Below are 23066 nucleotides of genomic sequence, written 5' to 3' on the forward strand. Positions count from 1 at the left end.
GGCGGCGGTATGCAGGCGTGCTCATGGTTAGTTCACTCTGTTTATGGAATGCAAATCTTATTATCGCACAAAATAATTTATGACGACATTATCTAGTATAAGGCATGATTAATAGCTATATGTAACATTTCATGGAATGGTATACAAAAAAGTCAGGCGGTACAAATACCCCCTGACTATTCTGGCAATTCAAGATATCACTATTTAGAAATACGCTAAATCATTCACCCAGAATGCTGGCCAATTCTGCGCTCACTTCAGATACCTGACGGGTACCATCAAGTTTAAAGTATTTTGTGTTACCTTCCTGTGCTTCTTTTTGGTAATAAGAGACCAAAGGCGCAGTTTGTGCGTGGTATTCAACCAAGCGTTTGCGGACGGTATTCTCCTGATCATCTTTACGGATAGTCAGTTCTTCACCAGTTGCGTCATCTTTGTTTTCCACTTTTGGTGGATTGAATTTGATATGGTAAACACGGCCTGATGGTGCATGCACTCGGCGACCGATAATACGTTCAACGATGATTTCATCGGGAACATCAAATTCCAGAACCGAATCAACTTTGATACCCGCTTCTTTCATCGCATCAGCTTGTGGAATAGTACGCGGAAACCCATCCAACAAGAAGCCATTACGGCAATCATCTTGTTTGATGCGCTCTTTAACCAAGGCAATGACTAATTCATCAGTCACTAGCTTGCCATTATCCATCAACTCCTTTGCCTGCAAACCCAACTCTGTACCCGCTTTTACTGCGGTACGCAGCATGTCACCTGTCGAAATTTGAGGGATCCCATATTTCTCCATGATAAATTGGGCCTGAGTCCCCTTACCGGCGCCTGGTGCGCCCAGCAGAATAATACGCATCGCGTAAATCCCCTTGCTATTTGCTTTTCGTATTTTTAAAGAAAACGAACCACCATACCACTTGAATGGGGAGTGGCTCAAGAAAACAGGTAAACGTTTTCGCGTTATACAAAAATAAACCACGCTCCATTTTTCATGGAAGCGTGGTTATTTATCACGATCTCAATGAAATTATGCTTTTTCAGTTAATAACAATTGATTCATTCGACGAATGAATTGGTTTGGATCATCCAGTGTGCCACGCTCTGCAAACAGAGCCTGATCCAGCAACAATTCTATCCAATCAGCAAATTGAGCATCATCATGAACATCTGATGCTTTTTTAACCAGGTCGTGCTCTGGGTTAAGTTCAAAATTATAGCTCACTTCCGGTACAGACTGGCCTGCTGCTGCAAATAACTTCGCCATTTGAGTACTTATTCCATTGGCATCAGTTGTTACAATTGCCGGCGTATCAGTCAAACGGTGAGTCAGTTTTACTTCCTTCACGCGCTCACCCAACAGAGTCTTCACACGCTCAATGAACGGCTCCAATTTTTTATCTGCTTCTTCCTGCTCTGCTTTATTTTCATCCGCCAGTTTATCGAGAGATTCATCAGCTTTGCTAACAGACTGGAATGATTTACCATCAAATTCTGTCAGATGGTTCATCATCCATTCGTCGATACGGTCAGACAGCAGCAATACTTCAATGCCTTTTTTGCGGAACAGTTCCAAATGCGGGCTATTTTTCGCCGCAGCATAGCTATCTGCAGTGATGTAATAAATCTTCTCCTGCCCTTCTGCCATGCGACCAATATAATCTTCCAGAGAAACGGCTTGTTCTGAAGAATCATTGTGAGTTGTCGCAAAGCGCAAAAGTTTAGCAATGGTTTCTTTATTTGAACCATCTTCAGCCGGCCCTTCTTTCAGCACTAAACCGAATTGCTGCCAGAAAGTCTGATATTTTTCTGCATCATCTTTTGCCAGTTTATCCAGCATCTGCAATACACGTTTAGTCAGCGCACTGCGCAAGTTCCGAGTAATTGTACTGTCTTGCAGAATTTCACGGGAAACGTTTAACGGCAGATCGTTAGAATCGATCAGGCCACGGACAAAACGCAAATAATTCGGCATGAATTGTTCAGCTTCATCCATGATGAATACGCGCTGAACATATAATTTCAAACCATGTTTATGCTCACGGTTCCACATATCCCATGGCGCTTGAGAAGGGATATACAGCAGGCTGGTATATTCCTGTTTACCTTCAACACGGTTATGGCTCCAGGTCAGAGAGTCAGCAAAGTCATGAGAGATATGCTTATAAAACTCTTGGTATTCTTCATCACTGATTTCTGCTCTACCACGAGTCCACAAAGCTTGGGCTTTATTGATTTTTTCCCATGTGATTGTAACCGAGTCGTCTTCTTCATTTTTAGTTTGAGTTTCAATCTCAACAGGTAAAGCAATGTGATCAGAATATTTGCCGATGATAGAACGAAGACGCCAGTCATTGAGGAATTCGCTTTCGCTGTCACGCAGATGCAAGGTGATTTCTGTACCTCGCTCTGCTTTTTCGATATCAGCAATAGTGTAATCACCTTCCCCCGTTGATTCCCAGAATACGCCTTGATCAGCCGCAGCACCAGCTACACGGGTGCGTACAGTAACTTTATCCGCAACGATAAATGCAGAGTAGAAACCTACACCGAATTGGCCAATCAATTGGCTGTCTTTTGCCTGATCAGAACCGATGGATTCAAGAAATGCTTTAGTGCCGGATTTTGCAATCGTTCCCAGATTATCGATGACTTCATCACGGGACATACCGATACCATTATCACTGATGGTGATGGTTTTTTGCTCTTTATCACAAGCTAGACGAACGCGTAATTCACCATTATTTTCATACAGCTCAGGTGTAGACAATGCACGGAAACGCAATTTGTCAGCCGCATCAGAGGCATTCGAAATCAGTTCACGAAGAAAAATTTCTTTGTTGGAGTAGAGAGAGTGGATCATCAACTGCAACAGTTGTTTGACTTCAGACTGAAATCCACGGGTTTTCTGACCTTTCATGTTCATTTATTACCTCAATCTAAATCCAGTTCAGATATGTAAAATCGAATGATGGTAATCAAATGGGGATAGATCTGGAGAGTTTCAAGTTAGAAAAACAAGAAGAATGAAAAATTTAGTTTGATGAGTGCGTAAATCTGTTATGGATGGCGGCATTAACCGCAGCACCATCCATTGAATTTTCCCATTTGAATTAGGGGAATAAATCACAAATCAGTGATTTTTTGACGGCCAGCCAGTGAATGAGACAAGGTCGTGCCATCCACCATTTCAAGCTCACCACCCACAGGAACCCCGTGAGCAATTCGGCTGGCTGTCACACCATACTGAGAGCAGATTTCTGCAATATAGTTTGCCGTTGCCTCTCCTTCGACGGTTGGGTTCGTTGCCAGAATAACTTCTGACAACGTTTCAGCAAATAATCGTTCTTCTAAACGATCCAGACCAATATCCATTGGCCCGATACCATCCAAAGGCGATAAATGCCCCATCAGGACAAAGTAGCGTCCCGCAAATTGACCTGTCTGCTCAATGGCATGAATGTCAGCAGGGCTTTCTACCACACAGATCTGTCCATTTTGCTGACGACGGGGATTAGCGCAAATCGTACACTGTTCCTGTTCAGTGAATGTCTGGCAATCTTGACAATGGCCAATTTCAGACATCGCTCTCGTCAGTGACTGTGCTAACCGCATTCCCCCACTACGATTCCGCTGCAATAGGTGAAATGCCATCCGCTGAGCAGATTTGGGACCTACGCCGGGCAAACAGCGTAGTGCTTCCATCAGTGATTCAAGAAGAGGGCTGGTTTGCATCAGAATGGCATCTTAAAGCCTGGTGGTAATTGCATTCCATTGGAAACACCGGCCATTTTCTCTTTCTGGGTTTCTTCAATGCGACGCGCCGCATCATTGAATGCAGCAGCGATCAGATCTTCCAACATGTCTTTGTCATCGTCCATCAGGCTTGGATCGATTTCTACACGGCGGCAGTTATGTGCGCCATTAATAGTGATTTTCACCAGACCCGCACCGGATTCCCCCGTCACTTCCAGACTTGCAATTTCTTCCTGCATTTTTTGCATTTTTTCTTGCATTTGCTGGGCCTGTTTCATCAAATTACCCAAACCACCTTTACCAGACATAATTCTCTCTCTTCGCTATAGCCACAGCATAAAGATACACTGCGGCAGTTAAACAGGCCGGATACTTTCTTCATCTAATTCTGCATCAAATAGCTGCTGAAGTGTTTGAATTGTTCTATCCGAAATAATGGATTGGCGCGCTTGTGCCAATTTTTCTTCATAAATGGCTTTTCGCCACTCCAGAGGCGTTTTTACCGCAGGATTATCATCTTCAATGATACTGAGTTCAATAGGTTTTCCATGTAATGCACTTAATGCTTCAGCTAATGCTTTCTGTGCCGATGCCGAATTAAGATGGTGCTGCTTTGAACGCAAATGCAGACAGAACCGAGTTTCATCAATCTGTTCTCTAAATGCATTCAATGCGACCTGCTGAACTAATTTTGGAATATTCAGTTTATCAATTTCCGCTGCCCATGAATCCCTTTGTATCGATTCGACAACCAGTTTTACGGTTAATTCTGCTGTTTTTTCATCTTCAAGCGCCGCTTTTATCGATTTTGGCGTTGTCACCGATGATTGTTTTTCTTCAATATTCGCATTTGTGGCTCGCCAGCGATACGCCTCTTTCTTTATCGGTTTAGGCTCTTGTGTTTTAGGAATATATGATTGAGGGCGCTGCTCAGCCACTGCCACCAATCGCTCCAGAGCCGAACTTGCCGGTTTAGCCTTCGCAGACTCTGCCGGCTCAGGCTTTTTTGGTGAAGTTTGTCCTTGACGAGTAAGTGAACTCCTCGCTTGCAATAATTTTGCTGTCGGACTGTTAACTGTGGATGCAGTTCCCAACGATTGGGAGACTTTCTGTGCAGCTTGCCTGTTTTCTTCATTACTTAACGCTGGCTGGGCTGAAGCTGGGGTTACAGATGTTGAACCCACCGGCACTACGGGCGCTTCCACCAAAGATGGCGGTGTTTCCTCAATGACACTCTTGGGATGAAATGCTAAAGCTCTCAATAATGCCATTTCAACTCCCATTCGGCGTTCTGGGGCATAAGAGAGTTCTTTGCGTCCAACCAATAATGCCTGATAATAAACCTGCAAATCAGTAGGGGAGATCGATCTTGCCAGCAAGCGCAAACGCTCTTCTATAGAAGAAGGATCACTCTCAGGTTGCTGAGGTAATAATTGAAGCATCGCAATGCGATGCAACAACGACAGTGTTTCGACTAACAAGTTTTCCCAATCCATACCACGGGATGCAACTTGCTCAACCAAAGCCATCACTTGTTGGCCATCAGCACGAACCAACGCTTCGATAATCTCCAATGGTTGGGCATCATCCAATGTTCCCAGCATCTGGCTGACGATATCAGATGTCAGTTTGCCTCCACCAAGAGCAATGGCCTGATCGGTTAAACTCAAGGCATCACGCATACTGCCATCCGCAGCACGGGCAAGAAGTTGGCGGGCACGAACATCACTTTCTATTTGTTCCGCATTCAGAACATATTCCAATTGATTGCTGATTTGATTCACATCAAGCGCCTTCAAATGGAATTGCAAACAACGTGAAAGAATAGTTACGGGCAGTTTCTGTGGATCCGTCGTTGCCAAAAGGAATTTCACATGCTCAGGCGGCTCTTCCAATGTCTTCAGCAAAGCATTGAAGCTATGGCGAGAGAGCATATGAACTTCGTCAATAAGATAAACTTTGAAACGGCCTCGGGCCGGAGCATACTGAACATTGTCCAGTAGTTCACGGGTATCCTCTACTTTTGTTCGGGAAGCTGCATCGATTTCAATCAGATCGACAAATCGTCCCTGTTCAATTTCGAGACAGTTTACACACTGACCACACGGAGTCCTTGTAATACCCTTTTCGCAATTCAATCCTTTTGCCAACAGACGTGCAATTGTGGTTTTACCTACACCTCGAGTGCCGGAAAAAAGATAAGCGTGATGGAGACGCTGGTGTTCAAGACCATTCGCCAATGCAGTCAACACATGTTGCTGACCGATTACGTCAGAAAATATTTGTGGGCGCCACTTACGGGCAAGTACCTGATAGCTCATGAATACCGAGGAAATTGAACATGACTGACTATCATGCTAGCACAGCCTCACCATGAACGGCGAGGCTGATGTATCAATAATGCGAAAATGAGAACAATCAGTGACCGGGAAACTCAATGATTGTATAGCTATCAATGCCTTGTTTTTTCAAGCGTTCGGTGCCACCCAAATCCGGTAGCCCAATGATGAACGCTGCTTCTGAAACTTCTCCCCGCAAACGGCGGATCAGGCGTACCGTAGCTTCAATCGTACCACCCGTTGCAAGTAGATCATCAATGACCAGGACTTTTTCCCCCTCATTGATACTGTCCTTATGGATTTCCAGCGTATCAGTACCATATTCCAGATCGTAAGTTTCACTTAACGTTTCACGCGGTAACTTACCTTTTTTACGGACAGGAACAAAACCAACACCCAGACGCAGTGCAACAGGAGCACCGAATAAAAAACCACGAGCTTCAGTACCAACAATTTTCGTGATGCCTTTTCCTTGATAATGCGCAACTAATAGATCTATTGTAGCTTGGTACGCAGCAGGATTATCCAGTAATGTGGTAATGTCACGAAAAAGTATTCCCGCTTTTGGATAATCAGGAATTGTTTCAATACTATCTTTAATTAATTGCAGTTGTTGTGCGTTAGCGGTCATAATCGATGCCAGCCAGTTTATAAAAAACGAAAATGGTGAAATTTATTCAACCTATTGAAAAAAAGCAACTGTAATGCAAATTACAGCTTATATTTTGTTGATTTAGTTCAAGCTTCGCGTCTATCAAATAGGGTGATATCGTGGCCAAATAAGATAGGCCAACGAAATCGTCTTTAACGAACAGATTATTAACGATAACGAGATACTGATGAGCATACAAAATTTATTAAATGCACTTGAAAAACAAATCAGTATTCTGGAAAAAGACCTCACTTTATTACACGATACGCCTTTTTCCATCGCACGTTTTGATCGGACACTATTCCACCACCATAGCAACAAACTCAGTGGATACATGCAAGAAATTAAACAAAATATGGAGCAGTTAAAAGCTTGTGTAAACGACTATCGTATTGAGCAGGTTAAATACCTTTCTGAACGCTTGGTAACACAAACTGAGGCATTGAAGCGTGAAATAGCAACCCAAACGCTGCGAAAACAGGAAGATAAATTTGAACACCGATCACAACAACGCGATCTTTATCAACGTCTGGCAGAGCACCAAGATTATGAACGCCGTTTAATTGCAATGATCGATGACAGAGAATTGCAGTTAAATAAGCAAGTTATACTAGCCAACAGGTCAAAATTGCAAAGAGAAATCGCAGCTCTGGCAGGAAGGCTTGCCCGCTGTCGTCAGGCACTGATGCGTATCGAAAAATCAATAGAAAAACAAGAACATTCAGATTAACCAGAAGGATAAAAAAGCCGTTATGACTCTTGAACAAGCACCACCTGAAGTACAACTTGCAGTAGATCTTATTTATCTGCTTGAATGCAATGAAATTTCCCCTGCCATTGCATTAGCTGCATTAGAGATAGTCAAACACGATTTTCAGGGGAAACTGGAAAAACAGACTCAATAGCCTGAGAAATAAGTAAAACTAATTCCTATTTCATCAGGCTTCCTTTTTTAAAAACGGCCATCTGGGTGGTGGTTATCACCATTTAATGGTTTCTGTACCTCTTGCAAGCTGTCGCCTTGCCCATTGTGTAAGTAAACTTCTAACTGGTTAAATGCGATGTTGATACCATTTTCCCGACATAATTTATCGATACTGCGGTTTATTTCATCCACTGTGCGACTGCGATCGCCCAATTCTCGAACATAGAGCCTTAATTCATGATCCAATGTACTGGAACCGAAACTCATAAAATAGACTTGTGGCCCCGGTTCGTTCATTACTCGGGAATTATCGTTTGCTGCTTTTAACAAAATCTCTTTTACCTTATCAAGATCAGAGCCATATGCGACACCAACCTTAATGATAATTCGCGTGACAGTATCGGAAAGTGTCCAGTTGATTAACCGTTCCGTTACAAATGCACGATTAGGGATAATCACTTCCTTGCGATCAAAATCTGTGATTGTTGTCGCACGAATACGGATTTTACTGACCGAACCAGAGTAAGTTCCTATTGTTACTGTGTCTCCAATACGAACTGGGCGCTCAAACAAAATAATCAGGCCTGAAACAAAGTTAGCAAAGATTTCCTGCAAACCAAAACCTAACCCAACTGAAAGAGCTGCCGCCAGCCACTGTAATTTATTCCATGAAACACCCAGAGTTCCTAGAGCAGTAATTCCTCCGACACCCATGATTAAGTAAGTCAATGTCGTCTTAATGGCATATGAGGAACCTTGCTGTAATTGCAGACGAGAGAGTACCAAGACTTCCAATAATCCCGGCAAATTTCTCATCATGACCCATGCAATCACCAGCATTGCTAGCGATAGCATAAAGTCTTTCAGAGTAACGTATTTCAGAACATTGCCCAGTTCTGTTGTTGTGTTGTATTGCCACAGATTGATCCTATCGAGGTAAGAAAACACCGTCACCAAATCAGACCAAATATAATAAAACGCTCCCAGAAAGACCAAAAACAGTACCATCGTCGTCAAACGCAATGACTGCTGGTTAATCTGATCCAAAGCCATTGGGGGTTCTTCCACAACTTCACCTTCTGCCCCTTCTTTCACCAGGGACTGACGGCGGGCAACGGCCCGCTGATAGGCAATGCGGCGAGCAGCAATACTCAATCCCCGTAAGCAAGCCTGATAACTGATATGCCAGAAGAACAGTAAATACAGGCTGTAAAGCCAACGTTCTGCCAAGCGCAAAGTCGTGTAGAAATAGCCGGATACCATCAATACCATCAGTACCAATGGTGCAAACGTCAATGCTGTCACTACGATAGTGCGAATCATGTGTGAATTTTTTTCACGCCATATATACCGACAGAATGGAAAAATAAAAAAGAAAAGCAAGAATAGGCAAATAAATACAATACCCTGACCAATAACATCATCAGACAATCTCAGGGGATGTTTTGCCCCCAATGTTATCCAGAATAAAATAGGCAGTAACGCTATCGATAAACGTACAAGATTTTTGCGAAATAAAGTGCAGACCGCTTTGTCCAGAAAAAAATGACTCTCTCCAATTCCATCTTTGGTAAGAATTTGGTAACTACAACTATATATAATCCAAAATAATGCCAATTGACGAGAAAATCCCCAAATCAAATCATTCAGATCATCACCTGATTTCGAATACCAATAACCTATTGCCAGAACGATAAAAGCCAGTGGTAATGTTTTTATCAGTGTCAGAATCAATGCCAGTGGTGTGTGTAATTGGCTATCACGACGAAATTGCCCCACTTCATCCGCAATTTTCTTCAACTGTTCATTAATGCCTTTGGTCTGCCAATGTAAAAATAAGCTAACCAGCATAAGAGGAATAACGAAATGGATGGAATCTTTTAGCCCAGTGATAAGCCCACTGAAGTTAAATCGAACATTTAAGTGGCTCAATTCTCCTTGAATCAGTCCGGGCAAGGATTTCAGCCAAACTAAGTTCATCGGTTTATTACTGTTCACCCAAAAAATCTGCTGAACAAGCGTTTGTTCCAACGAATGAGTAACATCCAACAACTCCTGTTGATCCATCTGTAAGTTGATAGCATGAGTAATTTGGTTTCCTAACTGATCATTTAGCTGATCCAGAAGCCCACGGCGAACATCCATAACCTTGTTAAGGGCATTGTGAATTTCTTCTATCATCTCAGAGGATTCATTCTTTATTTTATTGTGACTATCTTTCAATAAATCGACGATATAGTCATCATTTTGATAAATAAGATCCCGTTCCTGAGTAATCTCAAACTGCTCAAGACGCAAGTCAGCAATTTTTGTCGGCAAATCTTTTGTCAGAATATCCTGAGGGACTTTTAACTGTTCTTGAAATAAAATACGCGATAATAATAAGCTGCCACGTAATACCTTGACCTGCTCTTTTAAATTCCGCTCGGATTGAATAATTCTTTCCAGATAATTTTTGACACTAATATTTTTCTGGAACAACTGATTGTTGTCACGTGTTGCCGCAATCAACCGTTCACTGAGTTCATGGTTATTTTCAATTTCCTGCTGAATCAGTGGATTATCCTGAATATGTGAATTTTTTCCGTCCTGATTTTGGGCTTCTTTAGCTGTTTCTTCAGATATGCTCAGGCGTTTTCCACTCAACACATTTTGAATAAATTCAACGTAACTCTCCAGTTGTCTAATCTGATATGTCGTATAATCCCTTTGCTGTCGTAGAAGCACCTGCAACTGAATATTCGCTTGCAAGGATGCTTTTTGAAACGCATTTTGATACATCAAGAAAGATTGTTCTACCTGCAACAATTCCATTTGGGTACGACTGTATTCTGGTTGTTCAGTCAATGCATTATTAAGTTGATTACGAATTTGCTGCAATCTCTGCATGTTTTGAAACAACACGTTTTGTGCTCGTTCTGGCTGTGTTTGCAAACCAATCAACTGACTATTGTAGCTTCCAAGGTTTTCCTGTGCCTGTTGCAAGCTATTCCATGTAGTATTTAGCTTCACTTCAAGCTGTTTAAGAGATAATCTTTCCAGCGCCTCTATGTATTCATTTTTATCTTGCTGAGTGCTATTTTTCAGGTTTTCTAATTTAGTCATAACCTGACGTGCTTTTTGTGGCGCTTCTTGCCAATTTTTGTGAAGTAGCTCGGTATCCAACTTCACTTGTTCTATCTTGTCAAAGAAAGCAAGTGTTTTTTCTAAATCAGATATGGATACTCTTTCTTCAACCGTATGTTCCTTACGTTCTGTCAGGTTCTTAAGCTGGTTTTGAATATCGTTACGGGTTGGGACATCGCTACTGAATGCCGTACTTGCAGGAGAAAAGAGAGATGACAGGAGAAAAAACAGACTTATCATCAACGCAAAGCGAAAAAATAATCTATCGGAGAGTTTGTTACACGAACTCCCCCTATTAAGCGAAATACCCAAATATCGGTTAGCTGGAACCATAAATTCATCTACTCATCATTTGCAGATAATGGAATAATGCCAGCCCACTAATTCCTCTGGCATCCGCACAAGTTTTGCACAATTTCACTTCGACATTCTGGGCCGTCAAAATGCTGCGCCATTGGCAATGATAAGAATGGATTCCATCAATTTTCACTCCTGTTATTCAAGCTTCATTTTCTTCGCGATTCCGCACGTGGAGACTATATTTAAGTGTGTCGATAAAGCTGTCCACCAGATACACTGACTGCTTTTGAATATTAAAACTGTCCGGTGCGAATGACCAGTTTTCCAATAATCCCGTCATCAATGCTTTCAGCATTATCGCAGAACGTCTGAGATCTAGGTCGTGAGGTAATTCTCCAGATTGAATGCACGCTTCCAACGCTTTTTCAATTCTTTCGTAATCGGAAATACATGTCTCCCGAAGCTCCTCCGCTAATGAAGACATTCCTCCTACGAACTCACATTTATGGAAAAAAATTTCCACCAACAGGTGACTTTGAGGATCATCCATCATCATTCCTAATATAAAAATCAATAAAGATTTCAACGCAAGGAGTGGATTATTAGGGTATTTTGCTTGATACTCTTTCTCTAACGCGTCTATTTTATCTTCTGGAATTTTACAAACAGTGGAAAGTAAATCCGTTTTATTTTTAAAATGCCAATAAATTGCTCCACGTGTTACACCAGCTGCTGTTGCGATATCTGCTAATGAAGTAGCAGAAACGCCCTGCTCAGAAAAAGTCTTTATCGCAGCGTCTATGATTTGTTGACGAGTTTTTTTTGCTTGTTGTTTAGTTTTTCGTGCCATTTTCGTGCCATAAACTTTGTTTTTGACTGAGGCTGATTTACATACATTCATGTATGTTTGTACTATAGCACCCTTAATCAATGAAGTAATGATTTCACTTGTTTGTTCAGAGAATCAACATTGAAAAATTGAGGTTTACTTATGCGAAAAAACAGGGGAGTTTTACCTCTGGCTACATTACTAGTGCTTTCAGGCGGTTTTATTCTTTCTGGATGTAATGACAATAAAGACGCACAGCAAGGAGCTGCCGGCCAGCATGTTCCTGAGGTTGGGGTCGTAACGCTGAAAGCAGAACCTCTGACAGTGATCACGGAATTGCCAGGCCGTACAGTGGCTTATCGTGTTGCGGAGGTTCGGCCTCAAGTCAGTGGTATTATTCTGAAACGTAACTATAAAGAAGGAAGTGATATTGTTGCTGGAGAATCGTTATACCAAATAGATCCGGCAACCTATCAAACAGAGTACAGCAAGGCTAAGGCAAATTTAGCCAGAGCGCAGGCTAATGAGAATGTCTCTCATTTGACCGTTGAACGTTATAAATCATTGCTGGGCACACAGTATGTAAGTAAGCAGGAATTTGATAAAGCAACTTCTGATTATGCACAAGCAAGCGCAGATGTTCAGTCCGCTCAAGCTGCATTGGAAAGTGCCAGAATCAATCTGGCCTATACCAAAGTCACATCCCCTATTTCCGGCCGCTCGGGTAAATCCACCGTCACAGAAGGCGCGCTGGTTTCTGCTAACCAAGGTTCGGCCTTAACAACTGTTCAACAGTTAGATCCTATTTATGTTGATATCACCCAATCAAGTGATGACTACCTGCGGCTTAAAAATGAAATTGCAAAAGGAGTCGTTCAAAAAGAGACCCCAAAAACCAAAATTCGCCTAATTACTGACTCTGGACAAGAGTACAGTCAGGAAGGTTATCTTGAGTTTTCAGACGTGACGGTTGATGAAACTACCAGCTCTATCACTATGCGTGCTGTTTTCCCGAACCCAAATGAAGAAATACTTCCTGGCATGTTTGTCCGTACCAAACTGGAAGAGGGTGTCCGTCCGAATGCAATTTTGATTCCTCAGCAAGCTGTTACCCGGACACCTCGCGGCCAAGCGACTACTATGGTTGTCGATAAAGATAACAAAGTAGAAGTACGTAATATCAGTGCTACTCAGGCACTCGGTAACAAATGGCTGGTGACGGAAGGCTTGAAATCTGGAGATAAAGTTATCGTCACTGGATTACAGAAAATAGCGCCGGGAATAACGGTTAATCCAGTAGAAACTGATCTAAATGTCAAGCCTGCGACTAATAAAGCTGAGCCTGAAAAAAAGCCTCAATAAGGAGTCGGTGATTCATGCCTAAGTTTTTTATCGAGCGACCAATCTTTGCATGGGTAATTGCAATTATCACTATGCTATCTGGTCTGCTGGCAATCATGAAATTACCCGTGGAGCAATACCCTGCGATTGCGCCACCCGCTATTTCTATTTCGGCAGTTTATCTTGGAGCTGATGCCTCTACAGTACAAAATACTGTAACACAGATTATTGAACAGAATATGAATGGCATAGATAATCTAGTGTACATGTCCTCCAATAGTGATTCTGCCGGTCACATGAATATCACGCTGACTTTTGAGGCGAACACGAACCCAGATATTGCTCAAGTGCAGGTTCAGAATAAACTGCAATTGGCGATGCCTCTGTTACCTCAAGAAGTTCAGCAACAAGGGATCAATGTTGAGAAAACAACTAACTCATTTTTGATGGTGGTTGGTTTCAACTCGCAAGATGGTTCCATGAGTCAAGATGATATTTCCGACTACGTCGGAGCCAATGTCAAAGATTCCTTGAGCCGCGTTACAGGCGTGGGGGAAACAACGCTGTTCGGTACACAGTATGCGATGCGTATCTGGCTCAATACTGAAAAGCTGCTTAACTATAAAATGACCCCCTTGGAAGTGGTTAATGCAATTAAAGCACAAAACAATCAGGTTGCAGGTGGGCAGCTAGGGGGAACACCACCAGTTCCGGGGCAACGATTAAATGCGTCGATCATTGCACAAACTCGCCTCAGTTCTGCGGAAGAATTCAGCAAAATTCTGCTACGCGTGAATCCTGACGGATCAAAAATTAATTTGAGTGATGTTGCTGTCGTTGAACTAGGTGCTGAAGGTTACAATATCATTGGCCGATTCAATGGCAAACCTGCGGCTGGTATCGGTATCAAACTAGCTACAGGTGCCAACGCACTGGATACATCCAAAGCCGTCAAAAAAGCATTGGCTGAGATGTCGCCATTCTTCCCGCATGGGCTGGCTGTTGTATATCCGTATGACACAACACCCTTTGTTAAAATATCTATTTTCGAAGTGGTGAAAACATTGGCAGAAGCTATCCTGCTGGTGTTTGTTGTTATGTACCTGTTCCTGCAAAACTTCCGGGCTACTCTGATTCCAACGATTGCGGTTCCGATTGTATTGCTTGGCACATTCGCCATTCTTGCGGCCTTTGGTTATTCCATCAATACATTGACGATGTTTGCCATGGTGCTTGCCATCGGTTTGCTGGTCGATGATGCTATTGTTGTAGTGGAAAACGTCGAGCGTGTCATGCAGGAAGAAGGGCTATCGCCAAAGGAAGCTACTAAAAAATCAATGGGGCAGATTCAAGGTGCTCTAGTCGGTATTGCACTGGTACTTTCTGCTGTATTTGTACCAATGGCATTCTTCGGAGGCGCTACAGGGGCAATTTATCGCCAGTTCTCAATTACTATCGTTTCTGCAATGATATTGTCTGTTCTGGTAGCCTTAATCCTGACGCCAGCTTTGTGTGCAACCATGCTCAAACCTGTTGCCAAAGGCAGCCATAACACTCAAAGAGGACTCTTTGGTTGGTTTAACCGTCTGTTTGAAAAGAGCACTCTCCATTATACCGATAGCATCGGCCGGATGTTGCGTGGTACAGGGCGTTACTTGCTGATCTATGTTGCATTGATTGCGGGTATGGCTTTGATGTTTACCCGTCTGCCATCATCCTTCCTGCCTGAAGAAGATCAGGGTGTTTTATTGGCAATGATTCAATTACCGTCAGGTTCCACTCAGGAGCAGACACAAAAGGTATTGAATCAAGTCAATGACTACTTCTATACCAAAGAGAAAGATGTTGTTAAATCTGTGTTTACAGTTAACGGCTTTGGTTTTGCTGGTCAGGGGCAAAATACCGGTCTGGCGTTTATCAGTTTAAAAGACTGGGACCAGCGTAAGAATGAGAAAGATAAAGTTTCCGCTATTGTTGATCGAGCAAATGCTGACTTTTCTCAAATCAAGGAAGCCATGGTCTTTGCGTTTAATATTCCTTCGATTGTAGAGTTGGGTTCTGCCAGTGGTTTTGATTTCCAATTGATTGACAAAGGAAATCTTGGGCATGAAGCATTAACGAATGCACGTAATCAGTTGCTTGGTATGGTTGCTCAGCATCCTGATATGCTCAGAAGTGTTCGTCCTAATGGACAAAATGACACACAGCAATACCGTCTCCATATCGATAAGGAAAAAGCAGAAGCGTTAGGTGTATCTACCTCAAATATCAACACAACACTGAGCACGATGTTTGGTGGTGTTTATATCAATGACTTTATTGACCGTGGTCGAGTCAAAAAAGTTTATATCCAAGCTGATGCAGCTTACCGTATGTTGCCGAGCGATATTAGCAAATTATATATCCGCAATTACCATAGCCAAATGGTGCCGTTTTCCGCATTTATAGATGTATCAAAAGAACCGTGGGTTTATGGTTCACCCCGTCTGGAACGCTATAACGGGCTTCCTTCTATGGAAATCGTAGGTGAAGCAGCTCCTGATAAAAGCACCGGTGATGCAATGGCGCTGATGGAACAGCTAGCGGCACAACTGCCCGCCGGAATTGGTTATGACTGGACTGGAATGTCTTATCAGGAACGTCTGTCAGGTAATCAGGCTCCAGCTCTCTATGCGCTGTCATTGATTGTCGTATTCCTCTGTCTGGCAGCGCTGTATGAAAGCTGGTCCATTCCGTTCTCAGTCATGTTGGTCGTCCCCTTGGGGGTCATCGGTGCATTGTTGGCAACATCAATGCGGGGGTTAGATAATGACGTTTACTTTAAAGTTGGCTTATTGACGACCATTGGTTTGTCAGCGAAAAACGCCATTCTTATTGTAGAGTTCGCTAAAGATCTGATGGAGAAAGAAGGCAAAGGGTTAATAGAAGCCACTCTGGATGCTGCCAAAATGCGTCTACGTCCAATCCTGATGACATCTTTGGCCTTTATGCTTGGGGTTATGCCTTTAGTATTAAGCAACGGGGCTGGCTCAGGCGCACAAAATGCCGTAGGGACAGGAGTATTGGGTGGTATGATTGCTGCTACATCATTGGCAATTTATTTCGTCCCAGTGTTCTTCGTTGTTATCAAGCGTCGATTCACAAAGAAAAGTGAAGCGGTTGAGCACACCTCAACCCACTACTGAATTTAATTATGTTAAAAAAGGTCACATAAGTGACCTTTTTTAATGGGCAAAAATCACTTCAAATGGTAAATTCCCCTGATTACAATATCTACATTAAACCCTATCTATAATCTATACACTTTGTCTTTCAAACTGCCTCTTTGTTGGTTGCGCTCGCTCACCCCGGTCACATAGTTATCTATGCTCCCGGGGATTTGCTCTCTTGCCGTCGCGATGCAACTTGAAATCCATTGTGTATAGTTAAAATAAATAATTATGCAAAAAACTACATTTAAGGGCGATATCATTCTGTTTTTTATAATAAATACAAGATAAATTGGCAACTGCTCTGATTTTTCTTCTGATTACAGCTTTAATGGTAAAAAGTGTTCCATCCCGATGGTGACATATGTAATAATGTCGATATATTGATTTTGAAAGTCGCAATACAATCGCCTATAATGACCCCAGTGCTATTGCTACAGCCTCTACTGTATTAGTATAATTCTATATATTTAACGGTATATGTAGATATGACTATCTTTTATAGTAGAATGTCAGGCTGTTGTCGGAAACTAAGCTGTACCAGAACTAAGTGTTTGAGTAAAACTAAACATAAATTAGTCATTGTTAAAAACTCAGTTAGCAGATGAAAAAAATAGAGCTTTTAATATTAATAAATAATAATCATGTTTTGATAGGCTCTATTCTAAAAGAATGACTATAATAAATAGTATGTATAAGTCTTAGTTCAAATAAGCAGTGCGCTTTTTACGGAGGTGATTATGGATGAATATTCACCAAGAAGACATGATATTGCTGAATTAAAATACTTATGTGAAAAATTAATTCATGAAGCATTTCTAGTCCTGAATCGCACTGATAATCATTGGATTCAGGATCTGGCTTCCGAGAGAAGCTTAAAACTAAACGAATTGATCGAACACGTTACAGCTTTTGTCTGGAGCTTTAAAATTAAATATGCAGATAACTACGATCTCAGCACCTTAATTGATGAATATCTGGATGAAACATATAATTTGTTTGGAAGTGATAAGATAAGCTTCCTTGAACTTACAAAATGGCAAAGAACAAACGAACACTTAACTAACATTCTGCTACTCGATTTGAACGCTTCTTTAAGCAAAACCTGATAAATATATTTCTAACTATTTTTATACCAAATAAGATAAGGCAATTATGACTAAAACTGACTATCTGATGCGTTTGAGAAAATGCACTTCTATTGAAACACTGGAGCGTGTAATTGAAAAAAATAAATACGAACTTTCGGATGATGAACTTGAATTGTTCTACTCCGCTGCTGACCACCGTTTAGCCGAACTTACTATGAATAAGCTCTATGATAAAATCCCATCATCTGTCTGGAAATTTGTCCGCTAAGCTGTAGTGATAGGATAGTAAGCGACTAAAGCCGGTAGATATTATCGGCTAACTGAGGAGCCAATGATAAACCTGAGATTGGCGAGGACTCTGCCAGCGACATCCCGGCACACACATCCCTTGCTATGGCTGCTTCTTTCCAGACCTGACCAAGTTAACAAGTTAGCGTTGCGGGAGAACCAACAGAGTCCTCATTGATATTAGCTTCAAATCTTGAAGCGGCGGCTATTATCATTCATATATAATAAAATAGCAAGACACCTTCATTTGAATGCTGCTTTCTTGCTCACCGCGATGAAAAAATCAAAAATAACATTAAGAAAATAAATTTTTCTGCTACCTAAAAGAATTAACCTTTCCATAACTCAACATTTCCGCTTAACATAATGCTCTTTTTATGTTCTATAGATATTAGATTAGCTTCAATTTCTTCAGTGTAATAATCGTCTTTGGGATAAAATTGAACATTTAACATGCAAACAATAAACATATAAAATAATAAAAAAAGCACATATGATAACAAATATGAATAATTTTAAATTGATATAAAAATCTGATAAATTTTACAATATCAACTTAAATAAAATATTAACACTATTTTTCGCTCAAGTAAAAATAATCATATAAATCAATAAATAAACACTGCAGCAATGTTATATGCATTATTTGAATAAGTATTGATTAAATCAACAGTGATATTTTAACACCGAAATAAAAACATAAAGATAAATTTGATTTACAACTTAATATCTTTATTTTTTTGGATAAATGAGTTTTTATATCTGTAATCGTTTGATTATACGTTTTCAACAACTCTTATAAAAAGCAAAGGCACATTATGAGCCAGGCATTGCAAAATTTAATTAACTTGATACATCTGGAAAAAATAGAAGAAGGGATTTATCGTGGGCAAAGTGAAGACTGAAGAAAGTTTTGAGCATCAAAATACTATGCCAATAGTTCCTCCTCCAGAAGAGTTAGAATCTCAAGAGGAAATGGTAAAAAAAATGGCCCCTTCACTCCCTGACAAATTGTACAAAGCTTTTTCCGCACCACCTCTGGAGATGAAGCTGGTTAAGTCCCACAGTTTGCCTAATCATTCATCAAAAGAGCCTGTGCGTTATGTTTGGTTTCGCAGTAATGGAAAAATGCCAGGAGATCCATTCATACATCATTGTTTGTTAGGCTATGCTTCAGATTTCAATTTCCTGCCGACATCTTTACTGCCCCATAGCGTGGATTTTATGGAGCACAATATGCATGCAGGTAGCCACAATTGACCATTCAATGTGGTATCACCGTCCTTTCAATATGAATGATTGGTTACTCTATGCGATCGAGAGCCCATCAGCATCAGGAGCGCGTGGTTTTGTTCGTGGGCACATCTATAATCGTGAAGGAATACTTATTGCTTCTGCAGTTCAGGAAGGGGTTATCCGCAAACTGTAATAAATGTAATAAATAAGTACTGTATGCCGTAATAATCTGGATAACACATAATGGTTATTCATTGTTACCCTATTATTACGGTGATTAAGCTCCAACCGATCCTGCTGTTGCCGCATTAATATGAACAACCGTTCTCATTCGTTTCATTACCGAAGAATATTGCTAAAGAAGGGATAAATAAAGGAGCAGCAAACAGCAACTGCTCCCTATATGTGCACATTAAACGTGCACAGGCTCATTCAAAATTTCACCAACCTGTTGAAGCTGGTACATTTGGTAATAACGTCCACGTCTTGCCAGTAACTGCTGATGCTGTCCCTGTTCTACAATTGCACCACGATGCAGCACTAAGATGGAATCGGCTTCAATGATGGTTGAAAGACGATGGGCGATAACTACCAACGTTGTCTGCTTACGGATCATTCTCAATGCTTTTTGGACTGATTGTTCTGTTCCAGAATCAATATTCGCCGTTGCTTCATCCAAAATAAGAATCTGTGGCGTTTGTACTAAAACCCGAGCCATTGCTAAAAGCTGTTTTTGTCCTGCTGAAAGAGTGTTCCCTTGTTCTCCCAATAAAGAATTCAAACCATCTGGCAAGTTACGGATAAATTCGGCTAATTGAACCAGCTCCAGCACTTCCCATACTTTTTCTTCACTGATATCCCGTCCTAACGTGATATTGTCAAGAAATGAAGTGGCCAAAACGACAGGATCTTGCTGTACCATTGCGATGCCATTACGCAGCACTGCATGGGAAAGCGAAGATACGGGGCGTCCATCAAGATAAATTTCACCGTCTTGCCACGGATAATAGCCCATAATCAAATTGGCCAAGGTACTTTTCCCACTTCCTGTATGTCCAACCAACGCTACAAAACCATGAGGAAGAACATGCAGGTTAATATCATTCAAGATATGTTTGTCACTTCGATAGGCAAAACTTAAATTTTCAACATCAATTCGACCACTCGCCAATGTCTGTGAGTCATTGCCATACAGCTGCTGCGGGCTATCCATTAGTTCAAAAACCCGTTCTCCCGAAATCACAGCTTGCTGTAATAACGATTGCTGTGCCGTGAGTTCAATTAGCGGTTCATTCAATCGACCGAGGTAGTTAATAAAAGCATACAATACACCAACGCCAATGACGTCAGTTCCTTTGAGTCCAAATAGCAGAAGCAAGCCACACAATATTGCAGTAGAAAAAAAACTCAATAATGGTCTCAATAAAATCCCATCTAACCGTAAAGCCTGCATACGAGCCTTATAATGCGCCCGGTTAGTAGCCAGCATTCTTTCACCAAAACGAGCCTGCTGACGGAGTTGCTGAATTACAGCCATTCCATTAATAACTTCGTTAAAACCATCATTTATGTCGGCCAGATAGCCACGAATCTGCCTAACAATTGGGGTACTTAAACGCTGATAAATAAACATTACTAATAAGACTATTGGGAATATTGCTATCGTAACAGATGCCATACGCCAATCCAGTACAAACATGGCTATCAACATAGCGCCAATCAATGCAATACTGCGAAACACAGTAGGGATCACATTTACGAACAGATCCTTAATGACTTCAGTATCATTAGTTACACGAGAGATCAGTTGACCAACAGGCTGATTATCAAAAGCGCTTAATGGCTGATGTAATGCTGAGTTCATAACATCAGTACGTATCTGTTGTACCACACCTACAGATGCCTGATTAAAAAACAAGGTCTGGTAATAATGTAAGGCAGCAGAAATAAGCTGTAGGACCAAAAAGGCAGCCGCAAGCCCACTGACAACATCAAGCGGTAAATGTCCCTTTGCAACTATATTGTCGATAAAATAACTCACAAGCAACGGCCCGCTCACTTCTGCCAGCGCCGCAACCCATAACATTAACACAGCAATTATAATGGGCTTGCGATGGTTTTTACTGTAAGAAAGCAGGCGCTTTAATGATGGCCATAGCTTGCGCACATGAATATTAGTCATTTTCCCCATCCAATGCGGCTTCTAATTGTTGGTAATGATACATGTCAGAATACCAGCCGGGTTGAACGATAAGTTGCTTATGCAAACCTTGCTGTGCAATTGTGCCATGCTGCATAATCAATATATTATCTGCCTCCGTTAATGCAGATAGTCGGTGTGCACTAATAATAATGGTGCGTCGCTGTCTCCATTGGTTGAGGTTTTTCATGATGTGATGTTCTGTATGTCCATCAACAGCTGATAAGGCGTCATCAAGAATTAAAATCTCTGCATCCAATAACAAGGCCCTGGCAATAGAAATACGCTGCTTTTGTCCCCCGGAAAGCATCACTCCACGTTCACCCACTTCGGTTTGATAACCTTGCGGCAACCGCAAAATATCATCATGCACATTCGCCAAGCGAGCGACCTCTTCTATTTGCTCTTGGGTTGCATTAGGCCGTCCTAACGCAATATTGCCAGCTACTGTATCCGAAAACAGGAAAGGTGTTTGATTAACAATAGCCAACCGTGAACGCCACTCCTCTATTCTGAAGGCAGAGATATTTTGTGACTGAAAACGAATATCTCCATCAGTGACATCAAATTGTCGCTGTAATAAAGCCAACAAAGTACTTTTGCCTGAACCTGTTGGGCCACATAGCCCTAATAACTGACCAGGCTCTAACTGGAAACGGATACCATTCAAGACAGGCTTATCATTTGTTGGATAAGTAAACGTATTAATATTTGCCTGCAAAATGCCATGATCTGAAGATAAGGACTGTGTACCATCATTGATCACTAAAGGTTCCTGCAATAAACTCTGAATACGTGTATATGCGGCGCTACCCCTCTCAACAATGTTGAACATCCAAGCCAATGCCAGCATTGGCCAGATCATCAATCCCAAGTACATAACAAAGCTGGTAAGTTCACCTAACGTCATGGAGCCATGCACAACCATCCAACTCCCACCACCAATAGCCAAAAGATTTGAAATGGCAATAGTGATAAAAATTGTGGGATCAAAACATGCATCCACACGTGCAACATGCATATTTTTACGCCCTGCATCAATGGCAACTTCTTCAAACTGACTGGATTGTAATTCTTCCAAACCAAACGCTTTTATCATACGGATGCTGGTTAAACTTTCCTGAGCGTGGTTATTCAGGCTTGAGAAAGCGCCTTGCGCTGATTTAAAACGATGATGGAGCTGAGCACCATAATGTTTTATTGCCAACGCCATAATGGGCATCGGCAATAGTGATAACAACGTTAATTCCCAACTAATTTCCACACTCATTACGATAAGAACAGCACACCCCATCACTAAGGCATCAACTAAAGTAAGTACTCTCTCACCCGCAGCAAAAACAACTCTGTCAACATCGTTTGTTGCGCGAGCCATGAGATCACCGGTTCGATGACGTAAATAAAATTCAGGATTCTGGCTACTCAGCCGCAGGTAAAAATCACTGCGCAATTTAACAGCCAATCGATAAGAGGCTCCAAACAGCCATACACGCCAAACATATCGCAGCCCATAAATAGCCAATGCGATAACAAGTAACACTCCCAGCCACATCAATAGCTGATCGGATGACATAGTGCTTGCGCTAATACCATCAACAATAATCCCCACCAAGCGAGGTGGAATGAGTTGCAGCACTGCAATCATAATGAGAAAAACAATAGCGCCCAAATAACGCCGCCATTCACTAATAAAATACCAACCTAATTGTGAAAATAATCTCACGCACCTATTCCTGAGGTAAAAATGAAAAAGTTAGCGTCCACA

The 23066-nt window shown here is 41.6% G+C and carries 16 protein-coding genes, 1 other RNA gene and 1 pseudogene; 7 read left to right on the plus strand and 11 right to left on the minus strand.

All coding sequences use genetic code 11. The features are described 5' to 3' along the window. Positions 1–220 precede the first annotated feature (220 nt). The 6 genes from adk to apt all read right to left on the minus strand — a co-directional run bounded on the left by adk (position 221) and on the right by apt (position 6735). Positions 221–868: an adenylate kinase gene (adk, locus tag BM329_RS07750; RefSeq protein ID WP_092551244.1), complete on the minus strand. Its 648-nt coding sequence runs from the start codon at positions 866–868 to the stop codon at positions 221–223. A 171-nt stretch (positions 869–1039) separates the two neighbouring features. Further along, on the minus strand, positions 1040–2929 hold the full coding sequence (gene htpG / locus BM329_RS07755) for a molecular chaperone HtpG (protein ID WP_177216220.1): 1890 nt from the start codon (positions 2927–2929) through the stop codon (positions 1040–1042). A gap of 206 nt (positions 2930–3135) precedes the next feature. Beyond that, on the minus strand, positions 3136–3744 hold the full coding sequence (gene recR, locus BM329_RS07760; protein ID WP_092551250.1) for a recombination mediator RecR: 609 nt from the start codon (positions 3742–3744) through the stop codon (positions 3136–3138). Beyond that, on the minus strand, positions 3744–4073 hold the full coding sequence (locus BM329_RS07765; protein WP_092551252.1) for a YbaB/EbfC family nucleoid-associated protein: 330 nt from the start codon (positions 4071–4073) through the stop codon (positions 3744–3746). The genes recR and BM329_RS07765 overlap by 1 nt, the downstream gene beginning before the upstream one ends. Positions 4074–4121: 48 nt before the next feature. Beyond that, positions 4122–6086 carry a DNA polymerase III subunit gamma/tau gene (dnaX, locus tag BM329_RS07770; protein WP_092551255.1) on the minus strand — a complete coding sequence of 655 codons (1965 nt, stop codon included), beginning with the start codon at positions 6084–6086 and terminating at the stop codon, positions 4122–4124. A 97-nt stretch (positions 6087–6183) separates the two neighbouring features. After that, a complete protein-coding gene (apt, locus tag BM329_RS07775) occupies positions 6184–6735 on the minus strand; it encodes an adenine phosphoribosyltransferase (protein ID WP_092551258.1) in 552 nt (183 codons plus the stop codon). A gap of 208 nt (positions 6736–6943) precedes the next feature. Here apt and priC point away from each other — a divergent pair, with 208 nt between their 5' ends. Both priC and rsmS read left to right on the plus strand, forming a co-directional pair. Then, on the plus strand, positions 6944–7486 hold the full coding sequence (priC, locus tag BM329_RS07780) for a primosomal replication protein PriC (RefSeq protein WP_092551261.1): 543 nt from the start codon (positions 6944–6946) through the stop codon (positions 7484–7486). Between the two features lie 22 nt (positions 7487–7508). Continuing rightward, positions 7509–7661 (plus strand): pleiotropic regulatory protein RsmS, encoded by a 153-nt coding sequence (gene rsmS / locus BM329_RS07785; protein ID WP_092551264.1) that lies wholly within the window; start codon positions 7509–7511, stop codon positions 7659–7661. A gap of 47 nt (positions 7662–7708) precedes the next feature. On the opposite strand, the gene mscK is transcribed toward rsmS, so the two are convergent. Both mscK and acrR read right to left on the minus strand, forming a co-directional pair. Then, a complete protein-coding gene (mscK, locus tag BM329_RS07790; RefSeq protein WP_092551267.1) occupies positions 7709–11140 on the minus strand; it encodes a mechanosensitive channel MscK in 3432 nt (1143 codons plus the stop codon). 166 nt (positions 11141–11306) lie between these two features. Beyond that, positions 11307–11957, minus strand: coding sequence for a multidrug efflux transporter transcriptional repressor AcrR (gene acrR, locus BM329_RS07795; protein ID WP_143101223.1), 651 nt, complete (start codon positions 11955–11957; stop codon positions 11307–11309). A 141-nt stretch (positions 11958–12098) separates the two neighbouring features. Here acrR and BM329_RS07800 point away from each other — a divergent pair, with 141 nt between their 5' ends. The 4 genes from BM329_RS07800 (at position 12099) to BM329_RS07815 (ending at position 17845) form a co-directional block, all read left to right on the plus strand. Beyond that, on the plus strand, positions 12099–13298 hold the full coding sequence (locus BM329_RS07800; protein WP_092551273.1) for an efflux RND transporter periplasmic adaptor subunit: 1200 nt from the start codon (positions 12099–12101) through the stop codon (positions 13296–13298). 14 nt (positions 13299–13312) lie between these two features. Beyond that, the gene (locus BM329_RS07805; RefSeq protein ID WP_092551276.1) at positions 13313–16462 is read left to right on the plus strand and encodes an efflux RND transporter permease subunit; all 3150 of its coding nucleotides are present in this window, start codon (positions 13313–13315) and stop codon (positions 16460–16462) included. A 764-nt stretch (positions 16463–17226) separates the two neighbouring features. Then, positions 17227–17595, plus strand: coding sequence for an Hha toxicity modulator TomB (gene tomB / locus BM329_RS07810; RefSeq protein WP_092551279.1), 369 nt, complete (start codon positions 17227–17229; stop codon positions 17593–17595). A gap of 46 nt (positions 17596–17641) precedes the next feature. Further along, entirely contained in the window at positions 17642–17845 is a 204-nt protein-coding gene (locus BM329_RS07815) for an HHA domain-containing protein (protein ID WP_010845060.1), read from the plus strand. An 88-nt stretch (positions 17846–17933) separates the two neighbouring features. Here BM329_RS07815 and ffs read toward each other — a convergent pair. Next, an RNA gene (gene ffs, locus BM329_RS07820) (signal recognition particle sRNA small type) lies at positions 17934–18030 on the minus strand. Between the two features lie 864 nt (positions 18031–18894). Between ffs and BM329_RS07825 the strand changes: the two are divergent. Further along, positions 18895–19294 (plus strand): annotated as a pseudogene (locus BM329_RS07825) (acyl-CoA thioesterase II); the annotation flags it as partial. A gap of 219 nt (positions 19295–19513) precedes the next feature. Here BM329_RS07825 and BM329_RS07830 read toward each other — a convergent pair. Both BM329_RS07830 and BM329_RS07835 read right to left on the minus strand, forming a co-directional pair. Beyond that, the gene (locus BM329_RS07830) at positions 19514–21292 is read right to left on the minus strand and encodes a SmdB family multidrug efflux ABC transporter permease/ATP-binding protein (RefSeq protein ID WP_092551282.1); all 1779 of its coding nucleotides are present in this window, start codon (positions 21290–21292) and stop codon (positions 19514–19516) included. Further along, complete coding sequence (locus tag BM329_RS07835; RefSeq protein WP_092551285.1) at positions 21276–23024, minus strand: SmdA family multidrug ABC transporter permease/ATP-binding protein; 1749 nt, start codon at positions 23022–23024, stop codon at positions 21276–21278. Before BM329_RS07835 ends, BM329_RS07830 begins: the two co-directional genes overlap by 17 nt. Positions 23025–23066: the final 42 nt, after the last annotated feature.

Origin of the sequence: Xenorhabdus koppenhoeferi (assembly GCF_900116635.1) — a bacterium.
Lineage (GTDB): Bacteria > Pseudomonadota > Gammaproteobacteria > Enterobacterales > Enterobacteriaceae > Xenorhabdus > Xenorhabdus koppenhoeferi.